28 protein-coding genes and 2 tRNA genes are annotated in these 22814 nt (G+C 65.4%); 7 read left to right on the forward strand and 23 right to left on the reverse strand.

What is annotated here, in order from left to right:
• Window positions 1-7 precede the first annotated feature (7 nt).
• The gene (locus ON43_RS09900; protein ID WP_063712517.1) at window positions 8-1399 is read right to left on the reverse strand and encodes a phosphatase PAP2 family protein; all 1392 of its coding nucleotides are present in this window, start codon (window positions 1397-1399) and stop codon (window positions 8-10) included.
• A 326-nt stretch (window positions 1400-1725) separates the two neighbouring features.
• On the opposite strand from ON43_RS09900, the gene ON43_RS09905 reads away from it, so the two are divergent.
• Both ON43_RS09905 and ON43_RS09910 read left to right on the forward strand, forming a co-directional pair.
• On the forward strand, window positions 1726-3525 hold the full coding sequence (locus ON43_RS09905; protein WP_040806131.1) for a ribonucleoside triphosphate reductase: 1800 nt from the start codon (window positions 1726-1728) through the stop codon (window positions 3523-3525).
• The gene (locus ON43_RS09910; RefSeq protein ID WP_051178224.1) at window positions 3522-4127 is read left to right on the forward strand and encodes an anaerobic ribonucleoside-triphosphate reductase activating protein; all 606 of its coding nucleotides are present in this window, start codon (window positions 3522-3524) and stop codon (window positions 4125-4127) included. The genes ON43_RS09905 and ON43_RS09910 overlap by 4 nt, the downstream gene beginning before the upstream one ends.
• A 256-nt stretch (window positions 4128-4383) precedes the next feature.
• On the opposite strand, the gene ON43_RS09915 is transcribed toward ON43_RS09910, so the two are convergent.
• Genes ON43_RS09915 through ON43_RS09995 form a run of 18 tightly spaced genes read right to left on the reverse strand, consistent with a single transcriptional unit; the run spans window position 4384 to window position 14871 of the window.
• Complete coding sequence (locus ON43_RS09915; protein ID WP_040806041.1) at window positions 4384-5502, reverse strand: tyrosine-type recombinase/integrase; 1119 nt, start codon at window positions 5500-5502, stop codon at window positions 4384-4386.
• Window positions 5502-5720 carry an excisionase family DNA-binding protein gene (locus ON43_RS09920; RefSeq protein WP_040806044.1) on the reverse strand — a complete coding sequence of 73 codons (219 nt, stop codon included), beginning with the start codon at window positions 5718-5720 and terminating at the stop codon, window positions 5502-5504. Before ON43_RS09920 ends, ON43_RS09915 begins: the two co-directional genes overlap by 1 nt.
• 15 nt (window positions 5721-5735) lie before the next feature.
• Complete coding sequence (locus ON43_RS09925) at window positions 5736-7415, reverse strand: replication initiator (RefSeq protein WP_040806047.1); 1680 nt, start codon at window positions 7413-7415, stop codon at window positions 5736-5738.
• Window positions 7415-8053, reverse strand: a complete 639-nt coding sequence (locus ON43_RS09930; RefSeq protein WP_040806052.1) for a TMEM199/VMA12 family protein — start codon at window positions 8051-8053, stop codon at window positions 7415-7417. The genes ON43_RS09925 and ON43_RS09930 overlap by 1 nt, the downstream gene beginning before the upstream one ends.
• The gene (locus ON43_RS09935; RefSeq protein ID WP_040806055.1) at window positions 8050-9534 is read right to left on the reverse strand and encodes a DNA cytosine methyltransferase; all 1485 of its coding nucleotides are present in this window, start codon (window positions 9532-9534) and stop codon (window positions 8050-8052) included. Before ON43_RS09935 ends, ON43_RS09930 begins: the two co-directional genes overlap by 4 nt.
• Entirely contained in the window at window positions 9534-10115 is a 582-nt protein-coding gene (locus ON43_RS09940; protein ID WP_218003231.1) for an ASCH domain-containing protein, read from the reverse strand. The genes ON43_RS09935 and ON43_RS09940 overlap by 1 nt, the downstream gene beginning before the upstream one ends.
• The gene (locus tag ON43_RS09945) at window positions 10097-10372 is read right to left on the reverse strand and encodes a hypothetical protein (protein WP_157513976.1); all 276 of its coding nucleotides are present in this window, start codon (window positions 10370-10372) and stop codon (window positions 10097-10099) included. Before ON43_RS09945 ends, ON43_RS09940 begins: the two co-directional genes overlap by 19 nt.
• Window positions 10369-10539 carry a hypothetical protein gene (locus tag ON43_RS44730; RefSeq protein WP_157513977.1) on the reverse strand — a complete coding sequence of 57 codons (171 nt, stop codon included), beginning with the start codon at window positions 10537-10539 and terminating at the stop codon, window positions 10369-10371. Before ON43_RS44730 ends, ON43_RS09945 begins: the two co-directional genes overlap by 4 nt.
• Window positions 10532-10762: a hypothetical protein gene (locus ON43_RS09950; RefSeq protein WP_040806062.1), complete on the reverse strand. Its 231-nt coding sequence runs from the start codon at window positions 10760-10762 to the stop codon at window positions 10532-10534. Before ON43_RS09950 ends, ON43_RS44730 begins: the two co-directional genes overlap by 8 nt.
• Window positions 10759-11082 carry a hypothetical protein gene (locus ON43_RS09955; RefSeq protein ID WP_040806065.1) on the reverse strand — a complete coding sequence of 108 codons (324 nt, stop codon included), beginning with the start codon at window positions 11080-11082 and terminating at the stop codon, window positions 10759-10761. The genes ON43_RS09950 and ON43_RS09955 overlap by 4 nt, the downstream gene beginning before the upstream one ends.
• On the reverse strand, window positions 11079-12389 hold the full coding sequence (locus tag ON43_RS09960; RefSeq protein ID WP_051178225.1) for an FtsK/SpoIIIE domain-containing protein: 1311 nt from the start codon (window positions 12387-12389) through the stop codon (window positions 11079-11081). The genes ON43_RS09955 and ON43_RS09960 overlap by 4 nt, the downstream gene beginning before the upstream one ends.
• Window positions 12389-12760, reverse strand: a complete 372-nt coding sequence (locus ON43_RS09965; protein WP_040806068.1) for a hypothetical protein — start codon at window positions 12758-12760, stop codon at window positions 12389-12391. The genes ON43_RS09960 and ON43_RS09965 overlap by 1 nt, the downstream gene beginning before the upstream one ends.
• Window positions 12760-13389: a DUF2637 domain-containing protein gene (locus ON43_RS42340; protein ID WP_051178226.1), complete on the reverse strand. Its 630-nt coding sequence runs from the start codon at window positions 13387-13389 to the stop codon at window positions 12760-12762. Before ON43_RS42340 ends, ON43_RS09965 begins: the two co-directional genes overlap by 1 nt.
• A 46-nt stretch (window positions 13390-13435) precedes the next feature.
• Complete coding sequence (locus tag ON43_RS09975) at window positions 13436-13615, reverse strand: hypothetical protein (protein ID WP_040806069.1); 180 nt, start codon at window positions 13613-13615, stop codon at window positions 13436-13438.
• Entirely contained in the window at window positions 13606-13905 is a 300-nt protein-coding gene (locus tag ON43_RS09980; RefSeq protein ID WP_040806070.1) for a hypothetical protein, read from the reverse strand. The genes ON43_RS09975 and ON43_RS09980 overlap by 10 nt, the downstream gene beginning before the upstream one ends.
• Window positions 13905-14141 carry a hypothetical protein gene (locus tag ON43_RS09985; RefSeq protein ID WP_040806071.1) on the reverse strand — a complete coding sequence of 79 codons (237 nt, stop codon included), beginning with the start codon at window positions 14139-14141 and terminating at the stop codon, window positions 13905-13907. Before ON43_RS09985 ends, ON43_RS09980 begins: the two co-directional genes overlap by 1 nt.
• Entirely contained in the window at window positions 14141-14386 is a 246-nt protein-coding gene (locus ON43_RS09990; RefSeq protein WP_040806073.1) for a hypothetical protein, read from the reverse strand. Before ON43_RS09990 ends, ON43_RS09985 begins: the two co-directional genes overlap by 1 nt.
• Window positions 14386-14871, reverse strand: a complete 486-nt coding sequence (locus ON43_RS09995) for a hypothetical protein (protein ID WP_051178227.1) — start codon at window positions 14869-14871, stop codon at window positions 14386-14388. The genes ON43_RS09990 and ON43_RS09995 overlap by 1 nt, the downstream gene beginning before the upstream one ends.
• A gap of 197 nt (window positions 14872-15068) precedes the next feature.
• Here ON43_RS09995 and ON43_RS10000 point away from each other — a divergent pair, with 197 nt between their 5' ends.
• Together ON43_RS10000 and ON43_RS10005 are read left to right on the forward strand one after the other, a co-directional pair.
• Complete coding sequence (locus tag ON43_RS10000; RefSeq protein WP_040806076.1) at window positions 15069-15833, forward strand: GntR family transcriptional regulator; 765 nt, start codon at window positions 15069-15071, stop codon at window positions 15831-15833.
• 11 nt (window positions 15834-15844) lie between these two features.
• Window positions 15845-16513, forward strand: a complete 669-nt coding sequence (locus tag ON43_RS10005) for a YdcF family protein (protein ID WP_040806078.1) — start codon at window positions 15845-15847, stop codon at window positions 16511-16513.
• Window positions 16514-16915: 402 nt separating this feature from the next.
• On the opposite strand, the gene ON43_RS44735 is transcribed toward ON43_RS10005, so the two are convergent.
• A complete protein-coding gene (locus tag ON43_RS44735; protein ID WP_157513978.1) occupies window positions 16916-17707 on the reverse strand; it encodes a hypothetical protein in 792 nt (263 codons plus the stop codon).
• 1310 nt (window positions 17708-19017) lie between these two features.
• Between ON43_RS44735 and ON43_RS10010 the strand changes: the two genes are divergently transcribed.
• Entirely contained in the window at window positions 19018-19428 is a 411-nt protein-coding gene (locus ON43_RS10010; protein WP_051178228.1) for a single-stranded DNA-binding protein, read from the forward strand.
• 955 nt (window positions 19429-20383) lie between these two features.
• Here the strand turns inward: ON43_RS10010 and ON43_RS10015 are convergent.
• A complete protein-coding gene (locus tag ON43_RS10015) occupies window positions 20384-20623 on the reverse strand; it encodes a DUF6374 family protein (protein WP_157513979.1) in 240 nt (79 codons plus the stop codon).
• Window positions 20624-20774: 151 nt separating this feature from the next.
• Between ON43_RS10015 and ON43_RS10020 the strand changes: the two genes are divergently transcribed.
• Window positions 20775-21017, forward strand: coding sequence for a hypothetical protein (locus ON43_RS10020; protein ID WP_040806083.1), 243 nt, complete (start codon window positions 20775-20777; stop codon window positions 21015-21017).
• A 129-nt stretch (window positions 21018-21146) separates the two neighbouring features.
• Here ON43_RS10020 and ON43_RS10025 read toward each other — a convergent pair.
• Both ON43_RS10025 and ON43_RS10030 read right to left on the reverse strand, forming a co-directional pair.
• Window positions 21147-21223 (reverse strand) — tRNA-Pro (locus ON43_RS10025).
• A gap of 56 nt (window positions 21224-21279) precedes the next feature.
• Window positions 21280-21350 (reverse strand) — tRNA-Gly (locus ON43_RS10030).
• Between the two features lie 393 nt (window positions 21351-21743).
• Here ON43_RS10030 and ON43_RS42345 point away from each other — a divergent pair.
• Entirely contained in the window at window positions 21744-22757 is a 1014-nt protein-coding gene (locus ON43_RS42345; RefSeq protein WP_051178229.1) for a GGDEF domain-containing protein, read from the forward strand.
• Window positions 22758-22814: the final 57 nt, after the last annotated feature.

Below are 22814 nucleotides of genomic sequence, written 5' to 3' on the forward strand. Positions count from 1 at the left end.
GGAAACACTAACCCTTCCGGCTTTCGCGCAGCTTGTCCGGATTGCCTTGGGGGAGCGGCAAATCAATGGCAAATCCATCGGGCGCCATCCGGCCACCCCACTGCGCCACCCGGCCGCCCGGGGTGGCGAACCAGGTCGCGTAGAAGGTGAAGATGACGGCACCCAGCGCGCCCAGGACCAGGAGCCCGGCGGGAATCGGGTGCTCCGACATGGTCACCGGCAGGTAGCGATAGGACAGCAGCAACCCGGCGAGCACCGCCGCGCCCAGCGACACGATGCGGGCCCGGTACAGGTCCCAGCCGCGCTCGGGATCGCGCAGCGCCGACTCCACCGTCAGGCACAGCACCGCGCCCGCCACCAGGTCGCTGCCGTAGTGGTAGCCGAAGCCCAGCGTCGCGAGCAGCGTGCAGACGAGCCAGAACGTCCCGGCCCAGCGCAGCCAGCGTGGCCCGGTGCGGGAGTGGATGAACAACGCGGTCGCCCACGCGGTGTGCATGGACGGCATGCAGTTGCGGGCGGTCTCCGAGTCGAACAGCATCGGCTGGGGGTCGGAGGTGAAAGATGGCCAGACCTGTGGCCAGGAACCGATTTCCAGCCCGTGCCCCAGCGGGCCGTAGGCGAAGACCGGGCCGACGACGGGGAACAGCACGTATCCGATCGGGCCGATCACGCCCAGCACCAGGAAGGTTCGCACCAAATGGTGTCGCGGCCACCCCCTCGTGGTCACATGCCGCAGCTGCCACGCCGCGACGACGACCGCCGCCACCGGCAACTGGATGTAGACGACGTGCAGCACATGCGACGGCACCGGTCCCAGCGCGTCGAGCAGTCGCCCGATCAGCCACGACGGTTCGCCCAGCGCCCGGTCGGCCAGCAGCACGTACTGATCGAGGACCCGCGGGCCCGCGATGATGCTGACCAGAAGCCAGGTGTCGGCCAGCTTCGAGGCCATGATCAACAACACGCCGAACGCGATCGCCTGCAAGGCCGTCCGCCGCCGCTCGCCCTCCCAGCGGAAGGCCACGATCGTCAATCCGGTCAGCGCGAGCGTCGGTCCCGTCCCGATAGACACGTGCCATCCACATGCCGCCTGCAGGGCCAGCGTCGCCAGATCCAGCACCCCTGCGGCAACCAGGCTGACCACCCGCGCCCGCACGGGCACGCCGATGCACGCGAGCCCCAATCCGGCCCACGACACCGCCGCGGACTGCGGATTGGCGAAGTAGTCGTCGACCAGACTGCGCAGCGGACCGAGCGTGTCGTGCATCGACGCCCAGACCTGCGCGGCGCTCAGCAACAGCACCGCCACGACCAGCGCGGCGATGGGCAGAATGCGCGAACCGACCCGCCCGCCGGACAACGACGAGCTGGACATGTTCACCTTGTGGTCGACCAGCACTGTAAATCGATAACACAGTGCAAACGGAGGCACAACATCCGGTTACCGGCGAGGTGTGATCACCTGCACGGCGGGTGAATTTCAGAGCGAAGTGCTATCGGTTGCGAAGCGTTCGCGAGGCGCGGTGGATCCGGGCGAATCGGGCGTGGTCGGCCCGGGGTGAATTCCGAGCGCTGAATCACACCGTGTGCACATCAGGAACCGGCGCGTGTGCCCCGCCGCGTCCCATAGGCGCTGGTCTCATGCCCTCGGCCGGGGTTGCCAACCGCTGTCCAGGGACATATGTCCCACAAAATATGGTGTGCCAGAACGGTTTTCACCACAATATGGTGTTTGCTGTGAGCGCTATTGATGCTGTCGATTCCGTGACCGAGTACCTCGAACGCCGCGACTGGCGGGTCAATGCCAATGCGAATCAGGGCTATTCGCTGGGCGGGCTGATCCTCAACGCGGCGGGCAAGATCACCGCCAACTACTGGCTGGACCGCGTGTATCCCGAGGCGATCGGCCGCGCGCACCGCGAGGGCGATCTCCACATCCACGATCTGGACATGCTGTCGGGCTATTGCGCGGGCTGGTCGCTGCGCAGCCTGCTGGTCGAGGGCTTCAACGGGGTCCCCGGCCAGATCGCCTCCGCGCCGCCGCAGCACTTCTCGGCCGCGTGCGGGCAGGTCGTCAACTTCCTGGGCACCCTGCAGAACGAGTGGGCCGGCGCGCAGGCGTTCAGCTCCTTCGACACCTACCTGGCCCCGTTCGTCCGCAAGGACTGCCTGACCTATCGCGAAGTGCGCCAGGGCATGCAGGAGCTGATCCACAACCTGAACGTGCCCTCGCGCTGGGGCACCCAGACGCCGTTCACCAACCTCACCTTCGACTGGACCTGCCCGGCGGACCTGCGCGACGAGACGCCCGTGATCGGCGGCGTCCCCATGGACTTCCGCTACGGCGACCTGCAGGCCGAGATGGATCTGATCAACCGCGCCTACATCGAGGTGATGACCGAGGGCGACGCCGACGGCCGCGTCTTCACCTTCCCCATCCCGACCTACAACATCACCCGCGACTTCGACTGGGACAGCGACAACGCGCTGCGCCTGTTCGCCATGACTGCCAAGTACGGGCTGCCCTACTTCCAGAACTTCCTCAACTCCGATCGCGAACCGCACCACATCCGCTCCATGTGCTGCCGCCTGCAACTGGATCTGACCGAACTGCTCGCGCGCGGCAACGGCCTGTTCGGCAGCGCCGAGCAGACCGGATCGGTGGGCGTGGTCACGGTGAACTGCGCCCGCCTCGGATTCCTGTGCGCCGGAGACGAGAACGCGCTGTTCGCGCAGCTGGACGCGCTGCTGGAGCTGGCCTGCGAGAGCCTGGAGATCAAACGCGCGACCGTGCAGCGGCTCATGGACGACGGGCTCTTCCCTTACACCAAGCGGTATCTGGGCTCGCTGGACAATCACTTCTCGACCATCGGGGTGAACGGCGTCAACGAGATGATCCGCAATTTCTCCGGCGGCGCCTCCGACATCACCAGCTTCGGCGGGCACGCCATGGCCGTGCGGCTGCTCGATCACGTGCGTTCGCGCATGGTCGAGTTCCAGCAGCGCACCGGGCATCTGTTCAATCTGGAGGCCACCCCCGCCGAGGGCGCGACCTACCGGTTCGCCAAGCTGGATCGCGCCCGATTCCCCGGCATCCGGCAGGCGGGCACGGAATCCAATCCGTACTACACGAATTCGTCGCAGCTGCCCGTCGGCTGGACCGACGATCCCTTCGAAGCCCTGGAACGCCAGGACGAATTGCAGGGCAAGTACACCGGGGGCACGGTGCTGCACCTGTACATGTCCGAGCGCATCACGACCGCCGAGGCGTGCCGCACGCTGGTCCGCCGGGCGCTGGAACGCTTCTCGCTGCCGTATCTGACGGTCACGCCGACGTTCTCGATCTGTCCCGGGCACGGGTATCTGGCCGGCGCCCAGCCGTCCTGCCCCACCTGCGGTGCCGAGTGTGAGGTGTGGACCCGGGTGATGGGCTATCACCGGCCGGTGTCCTCGTTCAATATCGGCAAGCGCGGCGAGCACGCCGAACGCGTCCCGTTCCTGGAGCCGTCCGGGGTGCTCGCATGATCCGCCTCGGCGGCTGGTCGCGCCTGTCCACCTGCGACTGGCCCGGCAAGCTGGTCACCACGCTGTTCACCCAGGGCTGTCCGTGGCGCTGCGGCTACTGCCACAATCCGGAGCTGCTCTCGCCGCGCACACCGGCGGCGCTGCAGTGGAACGTGGTGCGGCTGCACCTGTTCCGCCGTCGTGGCCTGATCGACGGCGTGGTGTTCTCCGGCGGCGAGCCGCTGCTGCAATCCGGCCTGGTCGAGGCGCTGCGCGAGGTGCGGTCCGTGGGCTTCGCGACCGGCCTGCACACCGCCGGGTCCTATCCGCGCCGGCTGGAGCAGCTGCTGTCGGCGGGGTTGCTCGACTGGGTCGGTTTCGACGTGAAGGCCCCGCCCGCCCGCTACGACGACATCACCGCCACCCGCGGCAGCATCCGCCCCGCCGCCCGCAGCCTGCGCGTACTGCTCGACTCCGGCGTCGCACACCAGCTCCGCACCACCATCGATCCCGACCAGCTCGGCCCCCGCGACCTCGACGACCTGGACCGCTGGCTGCACGACCTGGGCGCGGAACCCACCGTGCGCCAACCGGTCCGGCGACTGGCCACGACCGGAGGCTGACGCCCGAGTGATCCTGGGCGTCAAGGTCACCGGACACGACAGCAACCGACTCCGCAACGCACGAAACCCCCGGTCCGCAATAGTTGCGACCGGGGGTTTCGTTGTGATCAGCGATCTTTGGAGTCAGGGGCTCGAAAGATGGTCGGGGTGACAGGATTTGAACCTGCGACCCTCCGCTCCCAAAGCGGGCACACCATCCCTGGTCAGAGCCTTTCCGTAGAGCGCCCGTGCATCCCCTGTGCAACATCGTCCACCGTCAGCGCATGAAAATGCCAGGTGGCAGGATCGCCGCGTCACCGTGCTCGGCCAACTCGCTGAGACGCTTGGCAATCTCCCGATCCCGCCCGGCGACCGCATGCAAATAGCGAGAAGCCATCGCGTCCGAGGAATGCCCGGCACGCTTCTTCAGATCCGCCAGGGTCGCACCCGAGGCCGCCGACAGCGACTGCCCGGTGTGGCGCAGATCGTGGAACGAGCCCGTAAACCCGACCTGCTTCTTGGCTCTGCCGAACGCTTGTGAGATCGCGTTGCCGCGCATCGGCAGCCCGTCGCGACCGACGAAGAACCGCTCGGTGCCCGCCCACTTCTCGGCATGCTCGCGCAGATAAGGCGTGAGGTGCGGCGGGATGGCGATCGGGCGCACGCCGGCGGTGGTCTTGGGTGCCTTGTCGAATTTGACCGGGCTCTCCAGTAGCTCCACCCGATTCTGGAAGATCCAGACGATGCCAGCCGTCACGTCCACGTCGGTGGTGCGCAGCGCGCACAGTTCCCCACGCCTGATCTCGCACCAGGCCGCCAGCAGTACCGCCGCCCGGTATCGGGGAGTGATCGCATCCACCAATTCCTCCACCGTATTCGGTGTGGCGATCGGCCGCTCCTTGGCCCGGTCCGAGCCCGCGCCCTTGACCTTGCAGGGGTTCTCGCGAATTCCCTTCTCCCGCAGGGCATTGTTCATCACCGCCCGCAGGAAGCGATAGGACTGCGCGATCGAGGTCCGACCGCCGGTGCCCGCCATGGCTTCGGCATACCACTGCCGAACAACCACTGGACTGATCGCGATCAGCGGCATGTCCTGGAGCATGACCATGTGCAGGCGCAGATTGCGGAGGCATGTCTCCTCCCAGCGCGGCCCGACATCCGGGCTGTCCCGCAGATACGCCTTCGCGTAGTCCTGGAACCGCTCTCGGCCGATGCCCTCATCGAGCCAGGTACCCCGACTGATGTCGTTCTCCACCTGCACCAGCCACCGGTCCGCGTCCGTGCGCGTACGGAACGTGTAGGGCGCGTTCTGGCGCTTGCCATTCGGGCCGGTGTACGACGCCTGGAACCGCCCGGAAGGCAGCTTGCGGATCATGCCGAACCGTCGGCGTCCCATCAGGCCACCACCCTGCCGCCGCTCCAGCGCACCCGCACCGGTTCCACACATCCGGCTTCCGCGTACGCATCGAGATCCGCGAGCTTGAAGCGCAAATGACCGCCGACCTTGTAAAAGCGCACCCGCCGCTCAGCGACCAGTCGGCGGATGAACCGCGGCTTGGCGTCGAGATACTCGGCCGCTCCGTGCAGATCCACGTAGCCTTCGTTCCTGATCATGGGTCTTCCTCCCGGCTATGCGGCAGTCGGTATTGCTGAATGTTCCTGTCCATCAAGTGTTTCCGCCGCGAGCTTGGCGATCAGGTATTGCGCCCGCCATCCCGATCTCTTGGCGATCGCGCTCATGATCAGCTGTTCACGCAGTGGACGATCCGGGTCTCCGGGTTCCACCGGGCGCATGTGCAGGCGACCGGTCTCGGCCTTGGTGATACCGACCGAGGCGAGCAGTTGCCGAACGAATTCCGCGCGATCGGCACGATGATCGGGCAGGGTCTTGCCGGACCAGCGGCGCGAGACCAGGACCCGACGCCCGGGCAGGCCCAGGGTGTCTCGGCGGTGCGCCTTGCCCTTGCAGCGGCCAGGGACGGTCTTGTCGGAGACACCGCGGGGGACGATGCCGTAGCGCAGCCACACGGGGCAGCGCGGCGAGCACGGGGTGAGGGTCAGCTCGTGGTGCAGCCGGTCGTAGTGAGCCAGGGTGCGCGGTGAATCGGACTCCAGCACTTCGCCGATGGATTTGTGTAGGTACTTGGTGACGTAGCGGATGGCCTTGTCGGCATCCTCGCCGGCGACCATGCCTTTGATGTGGCGGGGGTCGACCTGCACGCCGAAGCGGACGGTATGGGCCGGTTCGAACTCGTCCACCTCGCCTATCACGTCGAGCGCGTCATCGATCGACGGCAGCGCGCGCCCGGTCCGTGGATCGGTGAAGGTCGCGCCGTCGAAGACCGGCATGTGGTCGTCGTCGTAGACCGGGTGATCGAAATGCGGCATCCACACCTGGTGATAGGTCGCCGCGGTCACCAGCGCGATCAGCTTGCGCGACACCGGGGTTCGCAACAGGACGTGCAGGTGCGGGGCGCCGCGTTTCTGCGGCTCCATCACCGCGAAGTACTGGATGTCGTAGCCGAGGGCGCGCCGCAGGTTCTGGATCCAGCGGTCGAACAGGGCGGCGAAGTAGATCGTGTCGCGAGCCGCCCGGGTGTAGTCGTAGGTCTTGGGGTCGCGGGGTGAGCCGTCGGAGCAGACCTTGCCGTTGGCGTCGCGCCCGCCGACGCGGTTGATCGCACCGTAGGAGGGCAGGGTCAGCGTGCACAGCATGCCGGGCCGGTACTTGCCTCCCAGCAGCTCGCCGACGGTGCGTTTGGCGACCTTGCGCCGGGGCAGGTTCGGGGTGTCCTGGCGGCGGCGGGTCGAGCGCTGGCGGCGAGGCTTGGCGGTGGCATCGAGGGCGGGGAACCGGCCGCGGACACCGGACTCCCGCAAGTCGACATCCAGCGCCGTCACCACCTCGCGCAGCGCTTCAGCGAGTTCGAGATCGCCAATCGCCTTGGCCTGCTTGTACTGCTCGGCCATCTCCGCACGCTCGGTCAATGCCTGCATCTGCCAGCTGCTCGGGTCGGCGGTGGGATCGACCGGTTCCTTGTCCAGGTGCCAGCCCTCGCGGCACTGTTGAATGCGCAGGGCGCGAGCGGCTTTCGCGCATGCGGGGCACACCGATTCCAAGGTGGACTTGCAGGGTGCGCCCTCGTAGGTGACCTTGCCCGTCGCCGGGTCGAACACGCGCATGGCGATCGGGCGGCGGCACACGTCGAATTTCTCGGCGGCGGCTTGAGCGATGTCGTGCAGATCCGGCTGAGCCCGGCGGGCAGCGGCGGTTTCCTTTGCAGCCGTCGTGATTTCGGTGGCGGTCATCAGGCGATGTCCTTCCAGCGGAGGCGGTCGGTGGGCAGCTTGATCGGGTCAGCGAGGGAATCGCCGTGGCGGAACACCAGTTCCACGTGACGGGGGCCGGCATCGATGGCGCGGCATTGGTGCGCGCCGAAGGTGTGGGCCAGCCGGACGGCGCAGGTGTGGTAGTCCTCGGGTGACTGGCCTTCGAGCATCCGCACGCGGACGCGGTCGATGCCTTCGCCGATGGTCATGGCGCGCAGCCGCGGCACGTACAGCTTGTCGGTTTCTCGGTCGGTCAGCCCGCACGCTTTCATCCGTGGCACCCAGCGGCGGCGGTAGCGGAACCAGCGCAGGAACCGCACCTCTGCACGGCGGATCACCCAGCGGCGGAACGAATCCGGCCACAGCGCAAGCCACAGAGCCAGGGCGGCGAGATCCAGGCCCACGATGAAGAGTCCAGCGGGCCAAGCGATCACCACACCAGCGGTGACGGCCAGGCCGATCGGCAGCGAGATCATCGGGAACAGCAGCGCCCACCACACCGCGACGAATACCGCGGTCACCGTGGCGATGATCAGGTTGCCGAGCGCGGTGAGGACGGTGTCGCCGAAGCGGTGTTCGCCAGCAAGCCGGACGTCCTGGACGGTGTCGTGGTTCATGCCGCCACCTGTCCTACGTCGTGGCCGAGGGCTTGCGCGAGCGCGGAGACCAGATCCCTTGCCGCGGGCGGTGTTACAGCGTTTCCAGCCTGTCGCACCCGTTCACGGCGGTTGCCGAGGATCACGTACGCCGGGTCGAAGGCCATGGCGCGGGCGATCTCGGAGGGTTCGAGCATCCGGAATTCGCAGTCCTCCACGGTGGTGGCGGCAGTGGCCAGCCCGTGGTGGTTGCCCGAGGCGGCGACCGTGTCCAGGGGTTCGGTCAAGGCTTTGGCGGTGTTGTTGTTGCGCAGCGGCACCACGAACGCGAACCGGTCTCGGGTGGTCACCGTGGCCATGGGCTGGCCGACGGCCTGGGCGGTGCCGTTGCTGTAATAGGGCACCAGCAACGCGGTTTCACTGCGGCCGGTCATCGTGCGAGCCGGCGCGGTGACCGGGCGCGCGTGCAGACCGTCGCGGGCCTCCACCGGGATCAGCAGGGCATCGTTCTCGGTGGTGGTGCGCGTGGACATCGGCAGACTCACCGGCGCGGCAGCGTCGCGGCGAGTGCCGCCCGTGGGCACCAGCAGTGCGGGATCACCGACGAAGCGCTGCAATCCCGCGCGGATGCGGGCCATGGTCTTCGGGGACAGCGGGCCTTCGCCGATGATCTGCTTGGTGGTCTTGTCGCGGAAAACACGGGTCGGGCGGTCTCCGATGCGTTCTCCGCGCAGCTGCCAGTCGATGACGGTGGAGGCGGGCAGCCAGGCCGGTTCGACCACGGTGTTGCGGCACGACACCGCGGGGCAGCGCCACAGGTATTGGAAGCGGTAGCGGCCCCACGGGCGGTCCGGGTTCTTCCACGCCTGCACCGCGCGGATCTCGCGGTCGCAGTTCGGGCACCAGGCGCGCGGGCGGATCCACTGATCCAGGTCCGGGGCGCGGTCCTCGGCACGCCAGCACACCACGTAGAGTCGGTCGCGGGACTGCGGGGCCGGGTCTCCGCCGATGGCGGCGTGCATGCTGTTGAGGTAGACGACCTTGAAGCGATACCCGAGCAGGCTCAGGGCGTGCTGCCAGGCGGGCCACATCACCCACTTCGCGGCATCCACCACGTTCTCCACGACCATGGCGCGGTAGCGGTGCTGCTCGGCGAAGCGCACCACGTCCCACATGGTCGCGCGGGAGCGTTCGGCCGCCTCGTCGGGCAGTAACTCGCCGAACAGGTCCGGCTGAATATCGGCGGCGCGGCGGCGGCCGCGGGCCTGGCTGTGGTTCGTGCACGAGGGCGAGGCCCACAGCAGATCGGTGCGGGGGAACAGCCGCGGATCAACCTGCGAGATGTCGGCACACGCGTGATCGGTGGCGGGGTGGTTGGTGTTGTGGGTATCGACCGCCAGCTGCCAGTGGTTGGCGGCGTAGCGGATCTCGACACCGGGTACGAGGGCGGCGCCCGAGCTGGAACCGCCAGCGCCGCAGAACAAGTCGGTCAGGGTGAGCATCAGCGGATCTCCTCTGGAAGCGCGAACAGTGACAGCTGTTCGACGGTGGCCTTGCGGCGTCGAGATTTGGCGACCTGTGCGGCGGCGGCCTTCACAATCGGATTCACCTGCGACGCAGTCGATTTCCTGGTGACGCGCGTGATCGCGGAAAGGACGGCGGGATCGGTACAGGTGTACAGACCCATCCGACCGCCGCCGCTCACCGGATCGGGGAAGGCGGTCGGGGTGCCCAGCGTCCAGTGGTAGATGCCCGGGGCGTGCTCACCCCATTGCGGGCAGCAGCCGTCGTCGGCGGGGTGAACGTTGAGCAGCTCGGCGAGGCCGAGGTATCCGGTGGCGCATTGCGGGGCGGTGTCGAAGCCGTCCATGCCCAGCCGGGCGGCCATAGCGGCCCCCGCCGCATCCCACGTCTTTCCAGCGTGGATGACGACCAGGCCGCGGTAATCGGTTGTCCACGTCCGATTTTCGATCCTCTTGGGTCCGGCGACGATCAAGTTCGCCCAGGGACGTCGGACCGACAGGCACCGCACCGATTCGAGGGTCTGCGGCATGGTGAGGCCGGTCATAGCGTCGGGTCCCATTCCTCGGGGTTCCAGTCGATGGCCTCGATGAGCATCGTTCCGCACCGCGGGCAATAGCCTTTGCGTGACCACTCGGTCCAGTCGCAGTCGAGTTCCTCGCAGGTGAGTGGCTTGACGAATCCGCAAGCAGTGCACTGCAATTCCTCGTCGCAATCGGGCCGGGAGATCACGACAGTGAACGGGGATCCGCATTGTTCGCAGCCGCCGAGGTCATGCTCAGGAGGCACGGGCGGAGTGTTGGGACGCCAGGTGTTCATGCCGCCCACCGCCCGCCGAGGTAGTCCACGGCCAGGCCGAGCGCGCGGTCGTCCTCGTCGATGGGGTCGGCGGCAGTGTCGAGCGGGTCGAAGCCGTTGCGCTCCAGCCAGAACCGCAACGAGATCTGGGTATCGAGACCGCGCTCGAAGCGGTGACCGCTACTCATGATCGAGCTCCTTGTCGGCCGTGGGCGGCTGAGGATCGGGCGCCTGCCCGGCCGCGGGCGGCATGGCCAGTTCGATGTAGACGCGCACACCGGCTCCGGTGCGGTTGCGGTAGGGGGTTTCGTCGACGACCATCCGGAATTGCTTGGAGGCCAGCAGTTCGGCGATGACCATGGTGATGTCGCCGAGGTCGCCGGACAGGCGGATCTGGACGGTGTTGTTCATGAGCAGTACTCCTTGTCGAGGCGATCGCAGTGCAGGCAGTGGCGGGTCCGGCCGCGACGGAAGCCGTGTGGACGGTCGAGGCGTTCCCAGGGCTTCCAGTCGCCCCAGCTGTGGCCGTGCTGGGCGCAGTGCGCGGCCAGAACGCAGGCGTCGCAGGTAATCTGGTCGCCGACCACCAGCCACCCGCCGTCACGGAGCCATTCGGTAGCGGCGTCGGTCGAGGGGAACAGCGCCGGTTCGCCCTCGCTGTTGTCGAAGGGTTCGCCACAGCTGTGGCAATAGGCGGCCACCCAGGTTTCGTTGACGAATCCGGTCTTCATGCCGCCACCGCCGGACCGTCGCCGAGATCCTCATCGCCGAGGTCATCGGGATCGAAATCGCTGTAATCCTCAGTGGGGCCAGTGATTTCGGGTGCGGGTGAGTACATGTCCACGATCCGATCCGCGACGTAGTCGGGGATCATGAATGCGCGGACCCGCACGAACTCGCTGGTGCCGTCCTCGCCGACGTAGCCGACACCCGGTGTCAGTTCGGAGATCTCGTCGCAACGAGCACCGCGGTCCTTGGCACCCTGGCCGTGAACCATGGTGTTCTGAGTCGGCTCGTCCAATCGCAGACCGATCCGCACCGGGAACAGCTGACGATTGGGCATCGTCTCCTTGGACGGATCCTGAAGAGCAGCCACGACCGTGACGGCGGCAGCGCGGCCCTTGGACAACAGCAGGCCGGTCAAGCGCCGGAATTCCTCGCGCTCCTCGCGGGTGGCGTAGGCCGACAGCGAAGCGGCCTCGTCGATGATGATCAGGATCAGGGGTTCGTCCACGGAAGGGACCAGCTTGCGCAGGCCAGCGCGGCGCATGCGGACGAGCCGTTCGTCCATCTCGGTGACCGCGTCGGCCAGCATCGTGAGGATGGTGTCGCCGGTCGCGGCGAACACGGTGAACAGCCGCTCCTCGCCGCGGCCGAATTCCGCGCCGCCCTTGGGATCGGCCAGCCGGACATCCACCAGCTTGGTTTTGATGGCCGGGCCGAGGGCGTGCAGGATCGACCAGAGCACCGAGCCCTTCCCGGATCCGGTCGCGCCGGCGAGCAGGATATGGGCGTAGAGGATGCGCAGCAGCCACGGCAATCCGTCCTCACGCATGCCCACGTGCGCGGCCTCCAAGTCCACGCCATCGTGGCCGATCACCGGTGCCAGGATCGGGGTGGCGAGAGTGTCGAAGACCTTCACCTGCAAGCGAATCCGGGACGGTTCCGGCGAACTCGCGAGCACCTGGGGGACCATGAGGTAGTGAGCCAGGGCGTCGAGCATGTCCGGGTCGGTCCAGGTCTTGGTGGACTGCCCGCACAGCAGCGTCCACTCCGCCTCGATACCGGACTCGGTGTAATCCCACCACTCCAGCTCCGGAAACCCACGCTCGAGCCTGCCGAGATCGAGGGTGGCCAGCATGGCTCGGCGGCGGGCGGGATCGGCGAGAACCTCTACCGCCCTGGCCAATTCGTCCGGCGCCGCAGCGATCAGCTGGGCGGCCGCGGGCAGTTTGGGTCCGCGCCGGACCGTGAGCACGATCGCGACCAGCAGCATCGAGGCCACGAGCAGGGCGAGGCAGAGCCGCATGAACAGCATCACCGCACCGCCCCGTCATCGGCGCACAGAGCGCAGGTGCAACGGTCCCAAGTGATGTCACGATGCGGGACGGGTCGCAGGTCAGCACCTTCGGCAATCCGCGCATCCACGATGGCGGCCAACAGCAGATCCACCAGTACCAGCGCGGTCGATACCGACATGGTCAGGTACGGGCTGTGGCCCGACGAGCGGCACGGGCCGCCGCCAGCGGTGAACACGATCAGGCCGCGGTCGCGGGAATTGGCCTGGTCGTCGTACCGCACGGCCGGGACGCCGTGACCGGTGAGGCCCGTCGTGAGGATGTGGTAGTCGATGCGCCCGTTCTGGTTTCGGGGCACCCAGTAGTTCTCGGACTTGTGCATGGGTTCCATCACGCACCTCCAACAGGTACAGAGATCGGCAGCATGGCTTGCAGGGGAAGCGCGGGCCGCAGCGGCGTTGCCACGGCCGACGCACGCGCAGGAACAGGAACGGGTGAGGGAGTCGGAGCAGGAACCGGCGACGCTGCCGGTTCGACCGTGTCCACGCTGACCGGGTCCGACTCAGGGAGTTCTTCTATGACCGCCTCAGCCACTGGGGCCGAGACACGTTGTGCCGCACGGAAAAGCAGTGCCAGCCCATGGGTGTCGGCGAGCAGGCTCAGCGGCGCGATAGCCGCCACCAGGGCGCAGGCCCACGGGGGAAGCGGTTTACCGGCGGCGACCGCGTGCAGGCTGTTGCCAGCGATCGAGACCATGGCGCCGATGACCAGCACCCGCCGGAACCATTGCCGTTCCGGGGAATTGGTCAGTACCAGCGCGCCCACGGTGGCCTCGACGATGGTGCCGTCCACGATCATCGGGAACAGCCACGCATCCGAGGCCGGAATGTGGGCCAGTATCGCCAGATCCCGCAGGGTGGCGAAGGAGAGCCAGAAGGCGGCCACACCCACGGCCACCGTGGTGGTGACCGCGAACAGGCGGGCCGCGACCATGGCACGGGACCCCACGGCGATGTCCATCACGCACCCCCCGCCATCCCGTCGAAGTCGAGCCGAAAGGGAATGCTCATTGCGGGTCACCTACCGCGGTCGCGGTGACGCAGAACGGCGCACAGGCACCCGGAACCGGGTCCGGGACCGCCGGAACGGATTCGCGGGGACCGAAGGCCAACAGCAGCGCCACAGGGAAGAAGCAAATCGCTCCCAGCCCCAGTGCGGCCTGGTAGATCATGCGCATCAGGCCCATGGCGACACCTCGCCCGACTTGTCGGATGCCGCACCGGTCACGGACGGGCCGTGTTCGTGAAGCTTGCGAAGCATGTGCTGCAGGTGGTCCATGCGCTCACGCATCCCCTGGATTTCCTCGGCGTGCTCCTGCGCGATCAACTCGTAGCGGACCTCGCCGATCCAGGCCCACAGGTAGTCCACCCGCTCAGCGAGCGCGAAGAACTTGCCCAGCCCGATACCCAGCACGACCAGCAACAGAATCAACGAGATCAGGAGTACGACCCACAGGGAAACGCTGTAGAGGTCCATCAGGCCACCGCCCCGGACTCAGGTTCCGGATCCGTTACCGCGGTGAACTTGTCCAGCGCCGCATCGAGATCGGCGCGCAAAGCCACGGCCTGAGCGAACGGCATGAAGACCGAGACATGCTCGCCGACGTGAACGATCACGACCTGTTCGCCATCGGACTCGCAGACCCAGTACTCCGCCGACGCCTTGCCGAATATTCCGACAGTCACGTACGACTGCTCGTGCTTGATGCCCATCACGCCACCACCCGCATCACGAAGGGCGAGTCCTTCAGCGCCACATCGTGTTCCACCAGCGCTACACCGAGGCTGTAGAACAGTTCGCGGGCGTCGTCGATGTCGAGATCCAAGCCCGCGACGTAGCCGGCGAACCGAACCCGGATCTGCGGCGGGCACACACCGCCCTGGTCCAGGCTCTGCGGCGCGAATTCCACCGAGCGGACTCCGGTGGTCACCACGTAAGTGGTCATCTGTACCGACATCACGCCACCGCCTCGGACTCGTTGGCGGAGCGGCCGTTACGAGCCGGACGCGACGCGGGGACATCCGCGGGCGGCTGATTCGCGCCGGAGTTGTCGCCGACGATGCCGGTCGCCCGCAAGCTCCAGCCGATCGACTTGAACTGGCCATCACCGACGATGCGGGGCTTGACCTGCAAGCCCTCCAACACGACCGGGGTGTAACCCGGCATGACCGACGGCACCGAGGGAACCGGCTGCACGTCCGAGACGAACACGACGTCCAGGGTCTTGCCCTTCGCACCGGACCCGGTCGGGTCGGCCACCGTGCCCTTCCACAACCGCTTGCCCGTGCCATTGCCGAAGTCGTCCAAATCGACCTTCTGCTTCTTCGGCTTGCTGCGATCCGCGTTGTACTCGGTGATCGGCTCGATACCGCCGATCAGCATCGTTCCCTCCGGGAACACGTCCTCGTAGACCGGCTTCAACCACGCATCCTTGAGAGCCATTGCTCCAACTCCTTGCCTTAGCTGAGCTATCGAACCCCTGTTTGAGACCCTTAATAGGGGTAGCTCTATTGGAGCATTGGCAGCTACAGCAAGCAATAGAGCTGGTTCTAAGTGGCCGTATTCCTCAATTGCCGGAATATGGCTACTCTTAATGCGGACCACACCGCAGAACGGCAACGAGAGAGCACCCGAGCGACATGAGCGGATACCGAGAAGTGGCGGGCCACCTGCGCGAAGCCATCAACCGAGGCGAATACCTCCCTGGGGCAACGCTTCCCAAGCAGGAGGAGTTAGCCAGCCGTTACGACGTGAACATCAAGACCGTCCGCCAGGCGGTGAACCTGCTAGAAGCTGAGGGGTTGGTAACCCCAATCCGTCGGCGCGGAACCGTCGTCCGCGAGCGGCCACCCATGCGCCGAATGGGCACCGAGCGGTACTCGAAGAAGAAGTGGAAGTACGGCGACACGGTCGCGTTCATTGCCGACCGTGAGGCATCCGGCCGACCGTGGCAGCGAACCGACCAAACGCAGACGGTTGCCCTCGTCGAGGCCGACCCAGAGGTAGCAGAAGCTTATGGACTGGAGCCGAATTCACCGGTGTATGAGCGAGCGCGCACCGTGCGAGACGCGGGGCGGCCAACGCACACACTCACCAGCTACTACCTTCCGAAGATCGTCGAAGGCACGCCGCTGGTGGACCCAACGCCAGGCCCTGCTGGCCGGGGCGGCGGCTTTGAAGTACTGACGTTGCAGGGCTATGAACCCGACCACATGTCGGAAACGATCTTCGCGCGGATGCCCACTCCCGACGAGTCAGAAAGCCTAGAACTGCCTGCTGGCGAGCCTGTCATGATCCTCACGCGCCGTACGTACACCTCGAATGATGTCCTGATTGAGTTTGCGCGCGGTGTTCATGCGGCATCCCGCTTCTCGTGGACGTACGACTTCAAACTGCCCGAGTAGAGGAGCAGCCGATGCCTATCGCGATCTTGCCCATGGAATATCGCTCGGATGTCGAGCGCCTCTGGGAGTACAACCAGATGCACCACGAGCCACGGCCCGTCGATGTCGGAATCGGACTCGGAGGCCACGATATCGGCGTCGCCACGTATGCCGCGGATCTCTATCGTGCGGGAACCTTTCCATTGATCGTGTTCACGGGCGCCAATGCCCCGACAACCGTGGATCGGTTCCCGCGAGGAGAAGCCGTGCACTTCCAGGAGCGCGCCATCGAGCTGGGAGTGCCGGCGGAGGCCATCCTGATCGAGCCTGAGGCGACCAATACCGGCGACAACATCGACCTCACCCGTGCTCTGCTCAGCGAGCGTGGCTATGTGGACTCGATCAAGTCGGTAATGCTCATTTCCAGGCCCTACCAGCAGCGTCGTAGCTACGCGATCTGCCGGAAGCGGTGGCCCGAAGTGGACGTAGTCTGCGGATCACTCCCGCTTGCGCTAGATGATTATGTAGCGAGCATCGGCGACGTCGATCGCGTCATCAACATGCTTGTGGGTGATACCCAACGAATCTGGGTCTACCCAGAAAAGGGATGGGCCATAGAACAAGACGTGCCCTCCGATGTTCGAGCCGCATACGCACGCCTAGTTGAAGCTGGGTTCACCCGCCGCCTACTCGATGTGTGACCAACCTCGGGCCTATACCAATCCCGAGATACGCTGAACCACATCGCGCAGCTGAGATTCAGAACGATCGATCGCAGTCCGAACGATGCTGCCAGCCTAGCGTATGGGCTGCTGTAGTTCTTTTGGCTGCAGTAGACCCACACTACAAGGAACGTGTTTCGGCGACGAAGGAAATGCCGGAATTGTTGTCTTCCATGAGAGGTAAGTAGCGTATGGATAATCGGAATAATTCCCTCGCGTGCACTCAATTTCGGGGAAGCCCGCTAGATATGATGTCTAATGAGATTGATGCCATCTTCAGGCAGCTGGGATGGCTCAGACCCTGTCTGAAGGCGGGGGTCTGACTCCGTTACTCTCCACTCAGCAATTGGGTTCGGCGACCCATTGCGGGCAAAACTGTGATCAGCTTCTTCTCAGAGTAATTCCGGCGAGAACTGCCTGCAGTGCTGCTACCAAACTGGCACCCGCTATTCCAAGCCATACCCCAGCATTGAATGTAGCACGTGACTGCTTGTCCAAAACGTCGTCACGGATCCCGATGAAAGGGGCTGGCGCATTCTCGTGCCAATATTCCCAATACGCAAGAGCGTCGACAGAACTGTTTTTGCTATCCCATAGTGCACTGATTCTTGGAGTCGGGCTACCCCAGGTGAACTTGTTGGCATCTGGAATTTTATAAACCACGCCAACATCGTCAACGGCCGGTGATTTCGGAGCGGGTGGAATTCGCGCCTCGGGTACGTCTGGATATGCAGTCGGAAGTCTAACTTGCACCCGGGAGTTGGTTACAGTGAATCCAAGCCCCTCGACGCCACCTAAATCAATATCCACGTGCGTAAGGGGATCGCCCGCAGAATCCTTGTTAGCGATCAAGAGAGTGTTTGGTGGCCAGTATCCGTCCTTTGTGGTTATTTGACAAACGGCACCATCGTCGCACCGAACAACGGAGGCCCCCATGACAGGTAGCTGTATTCCTATTTCCGCGGGTGGGGCTGCGGGATTTGATGTAGCGCCTTTGCGGGAACCGTAGTTCACGTCGACGGAAAGATGCACGACCCCGTCGGAGTGCGATTCAAAGTACTCCACCGATTCAAATTCGAGCAATCCGTTAGGAGTATCAACTGGTACCCAAATATTGAAGCCCGCCGACGTATTCGAAAAATTCTCGTCGGCAGGTAATATTCGAGCACTCATCCAAAATGCAGACAGAGTGACAGCTGTGAATACGAGAGCTGGCGCTACGACTACGGTGAGTATCGTCGGCCAGATCTTCCCTCCCTCTTTGGGGGGCTTGCTATTCGACGCAGACGTTGTCTCCATCTGTACGTTATTTGGATATTCTGTCGAAGTTAGTGAAGTTTGTTCCCGTGTGGGGTGCGTTGTGGATACGTGCGGTTCTGAGAGTGTTGACGATGTGCGAGTGGGTAGCTTATTGCGCACAGCCCGATTGTGCATATTCGCCCATACGGCTCCCGCTACAGCTCCGGCAGCGCCCGCAAGCGCTGCCCGTAGCCAAGTCCCACGCATAATTAGAAGGTTAGCCCTGAAGTCATCTTGCAGTGGCCGTACGGATGAAACCGCTAATCAACTGCCGAATTTCGCCATACAGGATCAAGGCGGCGCGCTGGCGCGCGCCGCACCCGCGCTACGCCGCACGCCCCCGTCCGCTCCGCAGGCTCCGCGCCCGGGGTGCGTCGGCGCGTTTGCGGCGCCCGCCCGCACACCGCGATGATCGAAGTAATAGGCGAACCCGTCAGCCGCTCACCGACCGCGGACACGATGCCCAGACCCGGCAGGGTCATGCCCGATCACCACGCCCGGATCAGCACACCGGCCCGCCGCCGCCGACGTCGCCAGCAGCGGCCCAACCGAATCGCATGACCTGCACCGTCTGACCTCCCAACTCAACGACTCCCGCATCGACCGCGAGATCCAGTCCCACACAGGATTCGGAGTCCTACCCGAGGCAATCGTCAACGACCAGGCGGCGACCGGCCACCGCAACCCAGCAGCCTTCGCCCAGCCGGCCACCGGCGATTCCGGCCAGTGGTCCCCAGCCGCCGCCACCGATGCCGGTCTCGTCGCCACCGCCCCCTCCGCCGCGGCCACGCCCGCACATCCGGTCGCCGACGATGACCGCGAAGCCGATGCCCAGCCCACCGCCCTCGCCCGCCCGTCATCCGGGTTCGCCGGCGAGGTGGCCGACGCTGGCGCTACACCCATTGCCGGTCACGGCAGCGTTCTCCTGGGGCGATGCCCGTGAATCCAGACTCTCGATGTCCGCCGAGTCGAAGAACACCATGCCCGAGCCCGCACGATCCCGCCAAGACCAAGCCGATGGTCATCACGGGTACACCTCCCAATTGAGCTGGCGCCCAAGCCTTTTTGTGAGCTGCACCCGCGCCGAGTCTTGACAGGACCGCACAGTCCCAGGCACGCCGCCCTCCGTCTCACCAGCCACCGAGAGCCCGGCTCCCCGGACTCCGACCCAGGAGATCGCCACCATGACCAGCAACGTGTCCATCACCATCACCGGTCACCTCGCCGACGAACCCAAATGCCAGCCGACCAAGACCGGCAAGCTCGTCACCAACTTCGTGGTCATCGCCAACGACCGAATGTTCGACCGCGACCGCAACGAATGGGTCGACGTCAACAAGACCATCATCCGCGTCAACTGCTGGGGCCCACTGGCCGAAACCGTCGCCGACAGCCTGAGCAAAGGCTCCCGGGTCACGGTCACCGGTCACCGCCTGATCGCCGACGCCTACCTCGGCCAGGACTCCAAACCCCGTGCGGGACTGGACCTCACCGCCGACACGGTAGCCGTCGATCTGAAAGGCCAGAAGGCCCAGATCACCCGCCTCGGCCGCACCACCGCCAACGACGCCGACAACAACGAACCGCCGTTCTAATCCAAACGCGGCGACCGGGCCTGCCCCCACCAGGTCCGGTCACCGCACCCACACTCAGTGAACAACTGCCGAATTCGCCTATTACTTAGATAGATAGCGGGCGTGAGCCTCCTCGTGGTGGTTCCCCTGCTTCCTCAGCGGCCGATTGTCTCGCTCCACTCGGGCGAGTCAAGGGCGCTCCTTCGTCGCGTCGCTACGCGATGCCTTCGGCACCCTTGACACCCCCTCCCTCCGCTGAGGGCGGCCAGTATGAGGAAGCCGGGAGAAGAACAGTCCCCGGATGCCCTCGGTCCTGTAGTTACTGCGGTCCGCTACGAGCGCGAGTGAACAGACTCAGAACGGCGACCAGAACAGTCACCGCAGCTGGCCACCCCGCCAGTAGCCCTGCGCAGGTAGCCAAGCTGACCGCCAGCGACAGCGCGATCAGCGGGTTGGTGCTAGATCCTTTGGGCTCTGAGGGCTTGGGGTCCTCCAGATCGGTTATCGGCGTTAGGCTCATCGGGCCCGAACATCCTCTCTTCACAGCGAGCGTTGGTTAGGGTTCGCGGTCCCGCCTGTTCATAGCAAGCGGGACCGCTCCGATCTCCGGACCAAGTCCTGCGTTGGAGGGAAATCACCATGCTCGCAACGCATTCCGTGATCGGCGTGACGAAGCCTAACGAGAGCAGCCGTCGTGAATGAGCAAAGCTCAGATATCGAACTGCCCCTTTTTGGGGACACTTGAGACAGACCAGGTGGTCGCTATCTGGTCGGATGGTTCGCGCAATCACGGGAACCGATCCGGTCGGTGCGGCGTCTATCCGAACATGGATGACATACGGCTCCAGCGACTCCGACGCACTAGCGGGGATCCCGGCAACCCATGCGATCGGTGGCGGGTCCACCAGATGCGGATGTTGGTCATCATGCTCCGGCCCGATTGGGGTCCGGCATCCCGCCGATGGCCACGCCGACCTCAGCGACTCCTGTACCGGCGAGGTTCCGAGCAGATCGGGCGCGCGCCGTCGGTCTGGGATTCCACCGGCGGGGGACCGGTCTCCTCCTCGTAGATACGCAACCCCTCTTCGATCTTCCCTGCTGCACGCTCCAGCTGCTCGGGCGTGAGAAACCGGCCACCGGTGGCCGCAGTGAGCAGCTGGCTACGCACCTGATCGAGATTCATGCGTGCCCATTCCAGACGAGACAACTCCGGCATGATCATGAGACTAGCTCGAGTCGAACAAACTTTCGATAATAAGTGGGGGGTCTGACAAGGTCTCGCCGCTCCGCTAACGGCCAACACCCCCTGGCGATCTTCCGGTATGTCATGCAAATTCGCTATGAATGGCCCCGGTGGTATTCCCCCATTGACCGAGGATGAGGCGAGAAGGATCCAGAAGGATCTTTCGCAGTCTGTTGAAGCGGCCGACAAGGTTGGGTTCGCCCGCTTCAAGATCCATGAGATCTGGATCTTGGAGTACCGGATGAAGGTCGAGTGGGAACAGTCCAGACGCCTTGCCAGCGCTACTTGGGCTTTGGCCGTCTCGACGATCGTCCTTGTCGTGGTGACCGGTGTACTCGTGTACGTCACGGCCACCGCCCACGGCTGAAAACTGCCGTGCAATCTACGTGCAACAAGCCTTGGGCAAAAGTGGGCAGATTCGGTCAACAACGGACAGTCCAGTCTCATTGCCGCAGAAGGCGATAAGGCTCTGACCAGGAATGAAAGAGTCGAAAGATGGTCGGGGTGACAGGATTTGAACCTGCGACCCTCCGCTCCCAAAGCGGATGCGCTACCAAGCTGCGCTACACCCCGTTACGCGTTCGGTGAACGCTCCCCGCGGCGCACCCGTGCAGCGCGGGGCGGGAAAGAGCGGGTGACGGGAATCGAACCCGCACCATCAGCTTGGAAGGCTGAGGTTCTACCATTGAACTACACCCGCAGGCACCGCATCCGTGGATGCCGTGTGCGTTGAGCACTGTACCGAACCTCACTCCCGGAATGCCAATCAGGTCGGGTACTCGCATGTCACCGCCGGTCGGGCCGCGCCGTCGGCGCGTCGCGGCAAACATGCCGAAATCGGGTGTAACACCGGCGCAACGGTAGCGATGAGCCTTGCGATCGCCATTCGCGAGACAGCGGGAACCTGTTCTGAATCAGGGGTTTTCGATGTCGGGTGGCTTGCTAGGATCCTTTTTGTCCGGACGGGGGTATCGGAAAGGGGGCGGTGAGCATGCACCACTGGTGTATCCGACCGCGTAGTAGTGAGTTCGATCCGAAGGGCGTGACCGGCGCGGCCGCCGGTCCTGTCATCGCGTACGCAGGGTGAGCGCCGATGCCCATCCGTCTCGACACCCGAACCTCCGCCATCGTGGCGGTCACCATCAGGGAATGGGTGCGCGCCGTGCACCCGGGCGGCGGCAGCGCCGCGCTGGGGCACTCGCCCACGGTTCCCTCCGATGAACTCGAGCGCATCTTCGGCCGGGTCATCGACGAATTGCTCGAATTGGCCGGGTCCGAACCGTTTCCGGTGCAGGCCGCCCGCCGCATCGGCCGCAGTCTGGCCGAATCACCATTCGACCGCACCCGCATGCTCGCCCCGGCCAGCCGCGCGCTGCTCGGGCTCTCGCCGGGCATGCGCGGGTCGCTGATCGCCACCCGTTGGTCGTTCATCGCCAGCCAGGCCATCGACGCCTATGCCGAGGCGCTGCAGACGCGGGCGCTGGCGCAGCAGGAGCGCAGCCTGTCGGAGGCGGTGTCGGTGCGGGTGCAGGAGATCGCGGCCCTGCAGACGCGGCTGCGGCACGAGGCCACCCATGACGCGCTGACCGATCTGGCCAACCGCTCGCTGCTGCAGGAACGTGTGCGAGTGATGTCCACCGATCCGGCGCGAGGCGTGGGGCTGCTGCTCATCGACCTCGACGACTTCAAGGCCATCAATGACGGCTACGGGCATACGGTCGGCGATGAGGTGCTGGTCACCATTGCCCAGCGGCTGCGCGCGACCTGCCCGGCCGAGACCGTGATCGCGCGCTACGGCGGCGACGAGTTCGTGGTCGCGCTGCCTGCGCGTCGCAATACCCTCGGTGAGCTGGCCATGCGGGTGCTGGCCGCGCTGTGCGAGCCGGTGCCCACGGCCGCCGGGCCGGTGCCGGCGTCGGCGAGTGTCGGCACGGCCTTCTGCCCGCCCGGACGGGACTGCGACTTCTCGGATCTGCTGCGCAGTGCCGACCGGGCCATGTATTCGGCCAAGACCGCGGGCAAGCGACAGTTCGCCGTGTCGGAGCTGGACGAAGAGGAGGTTGATCCAGCCCGCCGCGACGGTCGATTCGCCGCTGTGGCTGGATAACCCCGCTGCGCGTTGTGACCGGATAGTCCGTTCGCTCACAGCGAGTAGCAACTGTTC

It is taken from the genome of Nocardia concava NBRC 100430, from assembly GCF_000308815.1.
GTDB classification, from domain to species: Bacteria; Actinomycetota; Actinomycetes; order Mycobacteriales; family Mycobacteriaceae; genus Nocardia; species Nocardia concava.

What these genes read in the sequence shown, in the direction of transcription:
- ON43_RS42345 (WP_051178229.1), top strand. Translation starts at nt 21,744, where the DNA reads ATGCCCATCCGTCTCGACACCCGAACCTCCGCCATCGTGGCGGTCACC.
- ON43_RS09960 (WP_051178225.1), bottom strand. Translation starts at nt 12,389, where the DNA reads ATGCTGTTCATGCGGCTCTGCCTCGCCCTGCTCGTGGCCTCGATGCTG.
- ON43_RS09965 (WP_040806068.1), bottom strand. Translation starts at nt 12,760, where the DNA reads ATGGAACCCATGCACAAGTCCGAGAACTACTGGGTGCCCCGAAACCAG.
- ON43_RS09910 (WP_051178224.1), top strand. Translation starts at nt 3,522, where the DNA reads ATGATCCGCCTCGGCGGCTGGTCGCGCCTGTCCACCTGCGACTGGCCC.
- ON43_RS09915 (WP_040806041.1), bottom strand. Translation starts at nt 5,502, where the DNA reads ATGGGACGCCGACGGTTCGGCATGATCCGCAAGCTGCCTTCCGGGCGG.
- ON43_RS10010 (WP_051178228.1), top strand. Translation starts at nt 19,018, where the DNA reads ATGACCAGCAACGTGTCCATCACCATCACCGGTCACCTCGCCGACGAA.
- ON43_RS09985 (WP_040806071.1), bottom strand. Translation starts at nt 14,141, where the DNA reads ATGGGCATCAAGCACGAGCAGTCGTACGTGACTGTCGGAATATTCGGC.
- ON43_RS44730 (WP_157513977.1), bottom strand. Translation starts at nt 10,539, where the DNA reads ATGAGTAGCGGTCACCGCTTCGAGCGCGGTCTCGATACCCAGATCTCG.
- ON43_RS10015 (WP_157513979.1), bottom strand. Translation starts at nt 20,623, where the DNA reads ATGCCGGAGTTGTCTCGTCTGGAATGGGCACGCATGAATCTCGATCAG.
- ON43_RS09980 (WP_040806070.1), bottom strand. Translation starts at nt 13,905, where the DNA reads ATGGACCTCTACAGCGTTTCCCTGTGGGTCGTACTCCTGATCTCGTTG.
- ON43_RS09930 (WP_040806052.1), bottom strand. Translation starts at nt 8,053, where the DNA reads ATGAACCACGACACCGTCCAGGACGTCCGGCTTGCTGGCGAACACCGC.
- ON43_RS09920 (WP_040806044.1), bottom strand. Translation starts at nt 5,720, where the DNA reads ATGATCAGGAACGAAGGCTACGTGGATCTGCACGGAGCGGCCGAGTAT.
- ON43_RS42340 (WP_051178226.1), bottom strand. Translation starts at nt 13,389, where the DNA reads ATGGACATCGCCGTGGGGTCCCGTGCCATGGTCGCGGCCCGCCTGTTC.
- ON43_RS10005 (WP_040806078.1), top strand. Translation starts at nt 15,845, where the DNA reads ATGCCTATCGCGATCTTGCCCATGGAATATCGCTCGGATGTCGAGCGC.
- ON43_RS09950 (WP_040806062.1), bottom strand. Translation starts at nt 10,762, where the DNA reads ATGAACAACACCGTCCAGATCCGCCTGTCCGGCGACCTCGGCGACATC.
- ON43_RS09925 (WP_040806047.1), bottom strand. Translation starts at nt 7,415, where the DNA reads ATGACCGCCACCGAAATCACGACGGCTGCAAAGGAAACCGCCGCTGCC.
- ON43_RS09990 (WP_040806073.1), bottom strand. Translation starts at nt 14,386, where the DNA reads ATGTCGGTACAGATGACCACTTACGTGGTGACCACCGGAGTCCGCTCG.
- ON43_RS09945 (WP_157513976.1), bottom strand. Translation starts at nt 10,372, where the DNA reads ATGAACACCTGGCGTCCCAACACTCCGCCCGTGCCTCCTGAGCATGAC.
- ON43_RS09975 (WP_040806069.1), bottom strand. Translation starts at nt 13,615, where the DNA reads ATGGGCCTGATGCGCATGATCTACCAGGCCGCACTGGGGCTGGGAGCG.
- ON43_RS09995 (WP_051178227.1), bottom strand. Translation starts at nt 14,871, where the DNA reads ATGGCTCTCAAGGATGCGTGGTTGAAGCCGGTCTACGAGGACGTGTTC.
- ON43_RS09940 (WP_218003231.1), bottom strand. Translation starts at nt 10,115, where the DNA reads ATGGGACCCGACGCTATGACCGGCCTCACCATGCCGCAGACCCTCGAA.
- ON43_RS09935 (WP_040806055.1), bottom strand. Translation starts at nt 9,534, where the DNA reads ATGCTCACCCTGACCGACTTGTTCTGCGGCGCTGGCGGTTCCAGCTCG.
- ON43_RS09955 (WP_040806065.1), bottom strand. Translation starts at nt 11,082, where the DNA reads ATGAAGACCGGATTCGTCAACGAAACCTGGGTGGCCGCCTATTGCCAC.
- ON43_RS44735 (WP_157513978.1), bottom strand. Translation starts at nt 17,707, where the DNA reads ATGAGTGCTCGAATATTACCTGCCGACGAGAATTTTTCGAATACGTCG.
- ON43_RS09905 (WP_040806131.1), top strand. Translation starts at nt 1,726, where the DNA reads ATGGTGTTTGCTGTGAGCGCTATTGATGCTGTCGATTCCGTGACCGAG.
- ON43_RS10000 (WP_040806076.1), top strand. Translation starts at nt 15,069, where the DNA reads ATGAGCGGATACCGAGAAGTGGCGGGCCACCTGCGCGAAGCCATCAAC.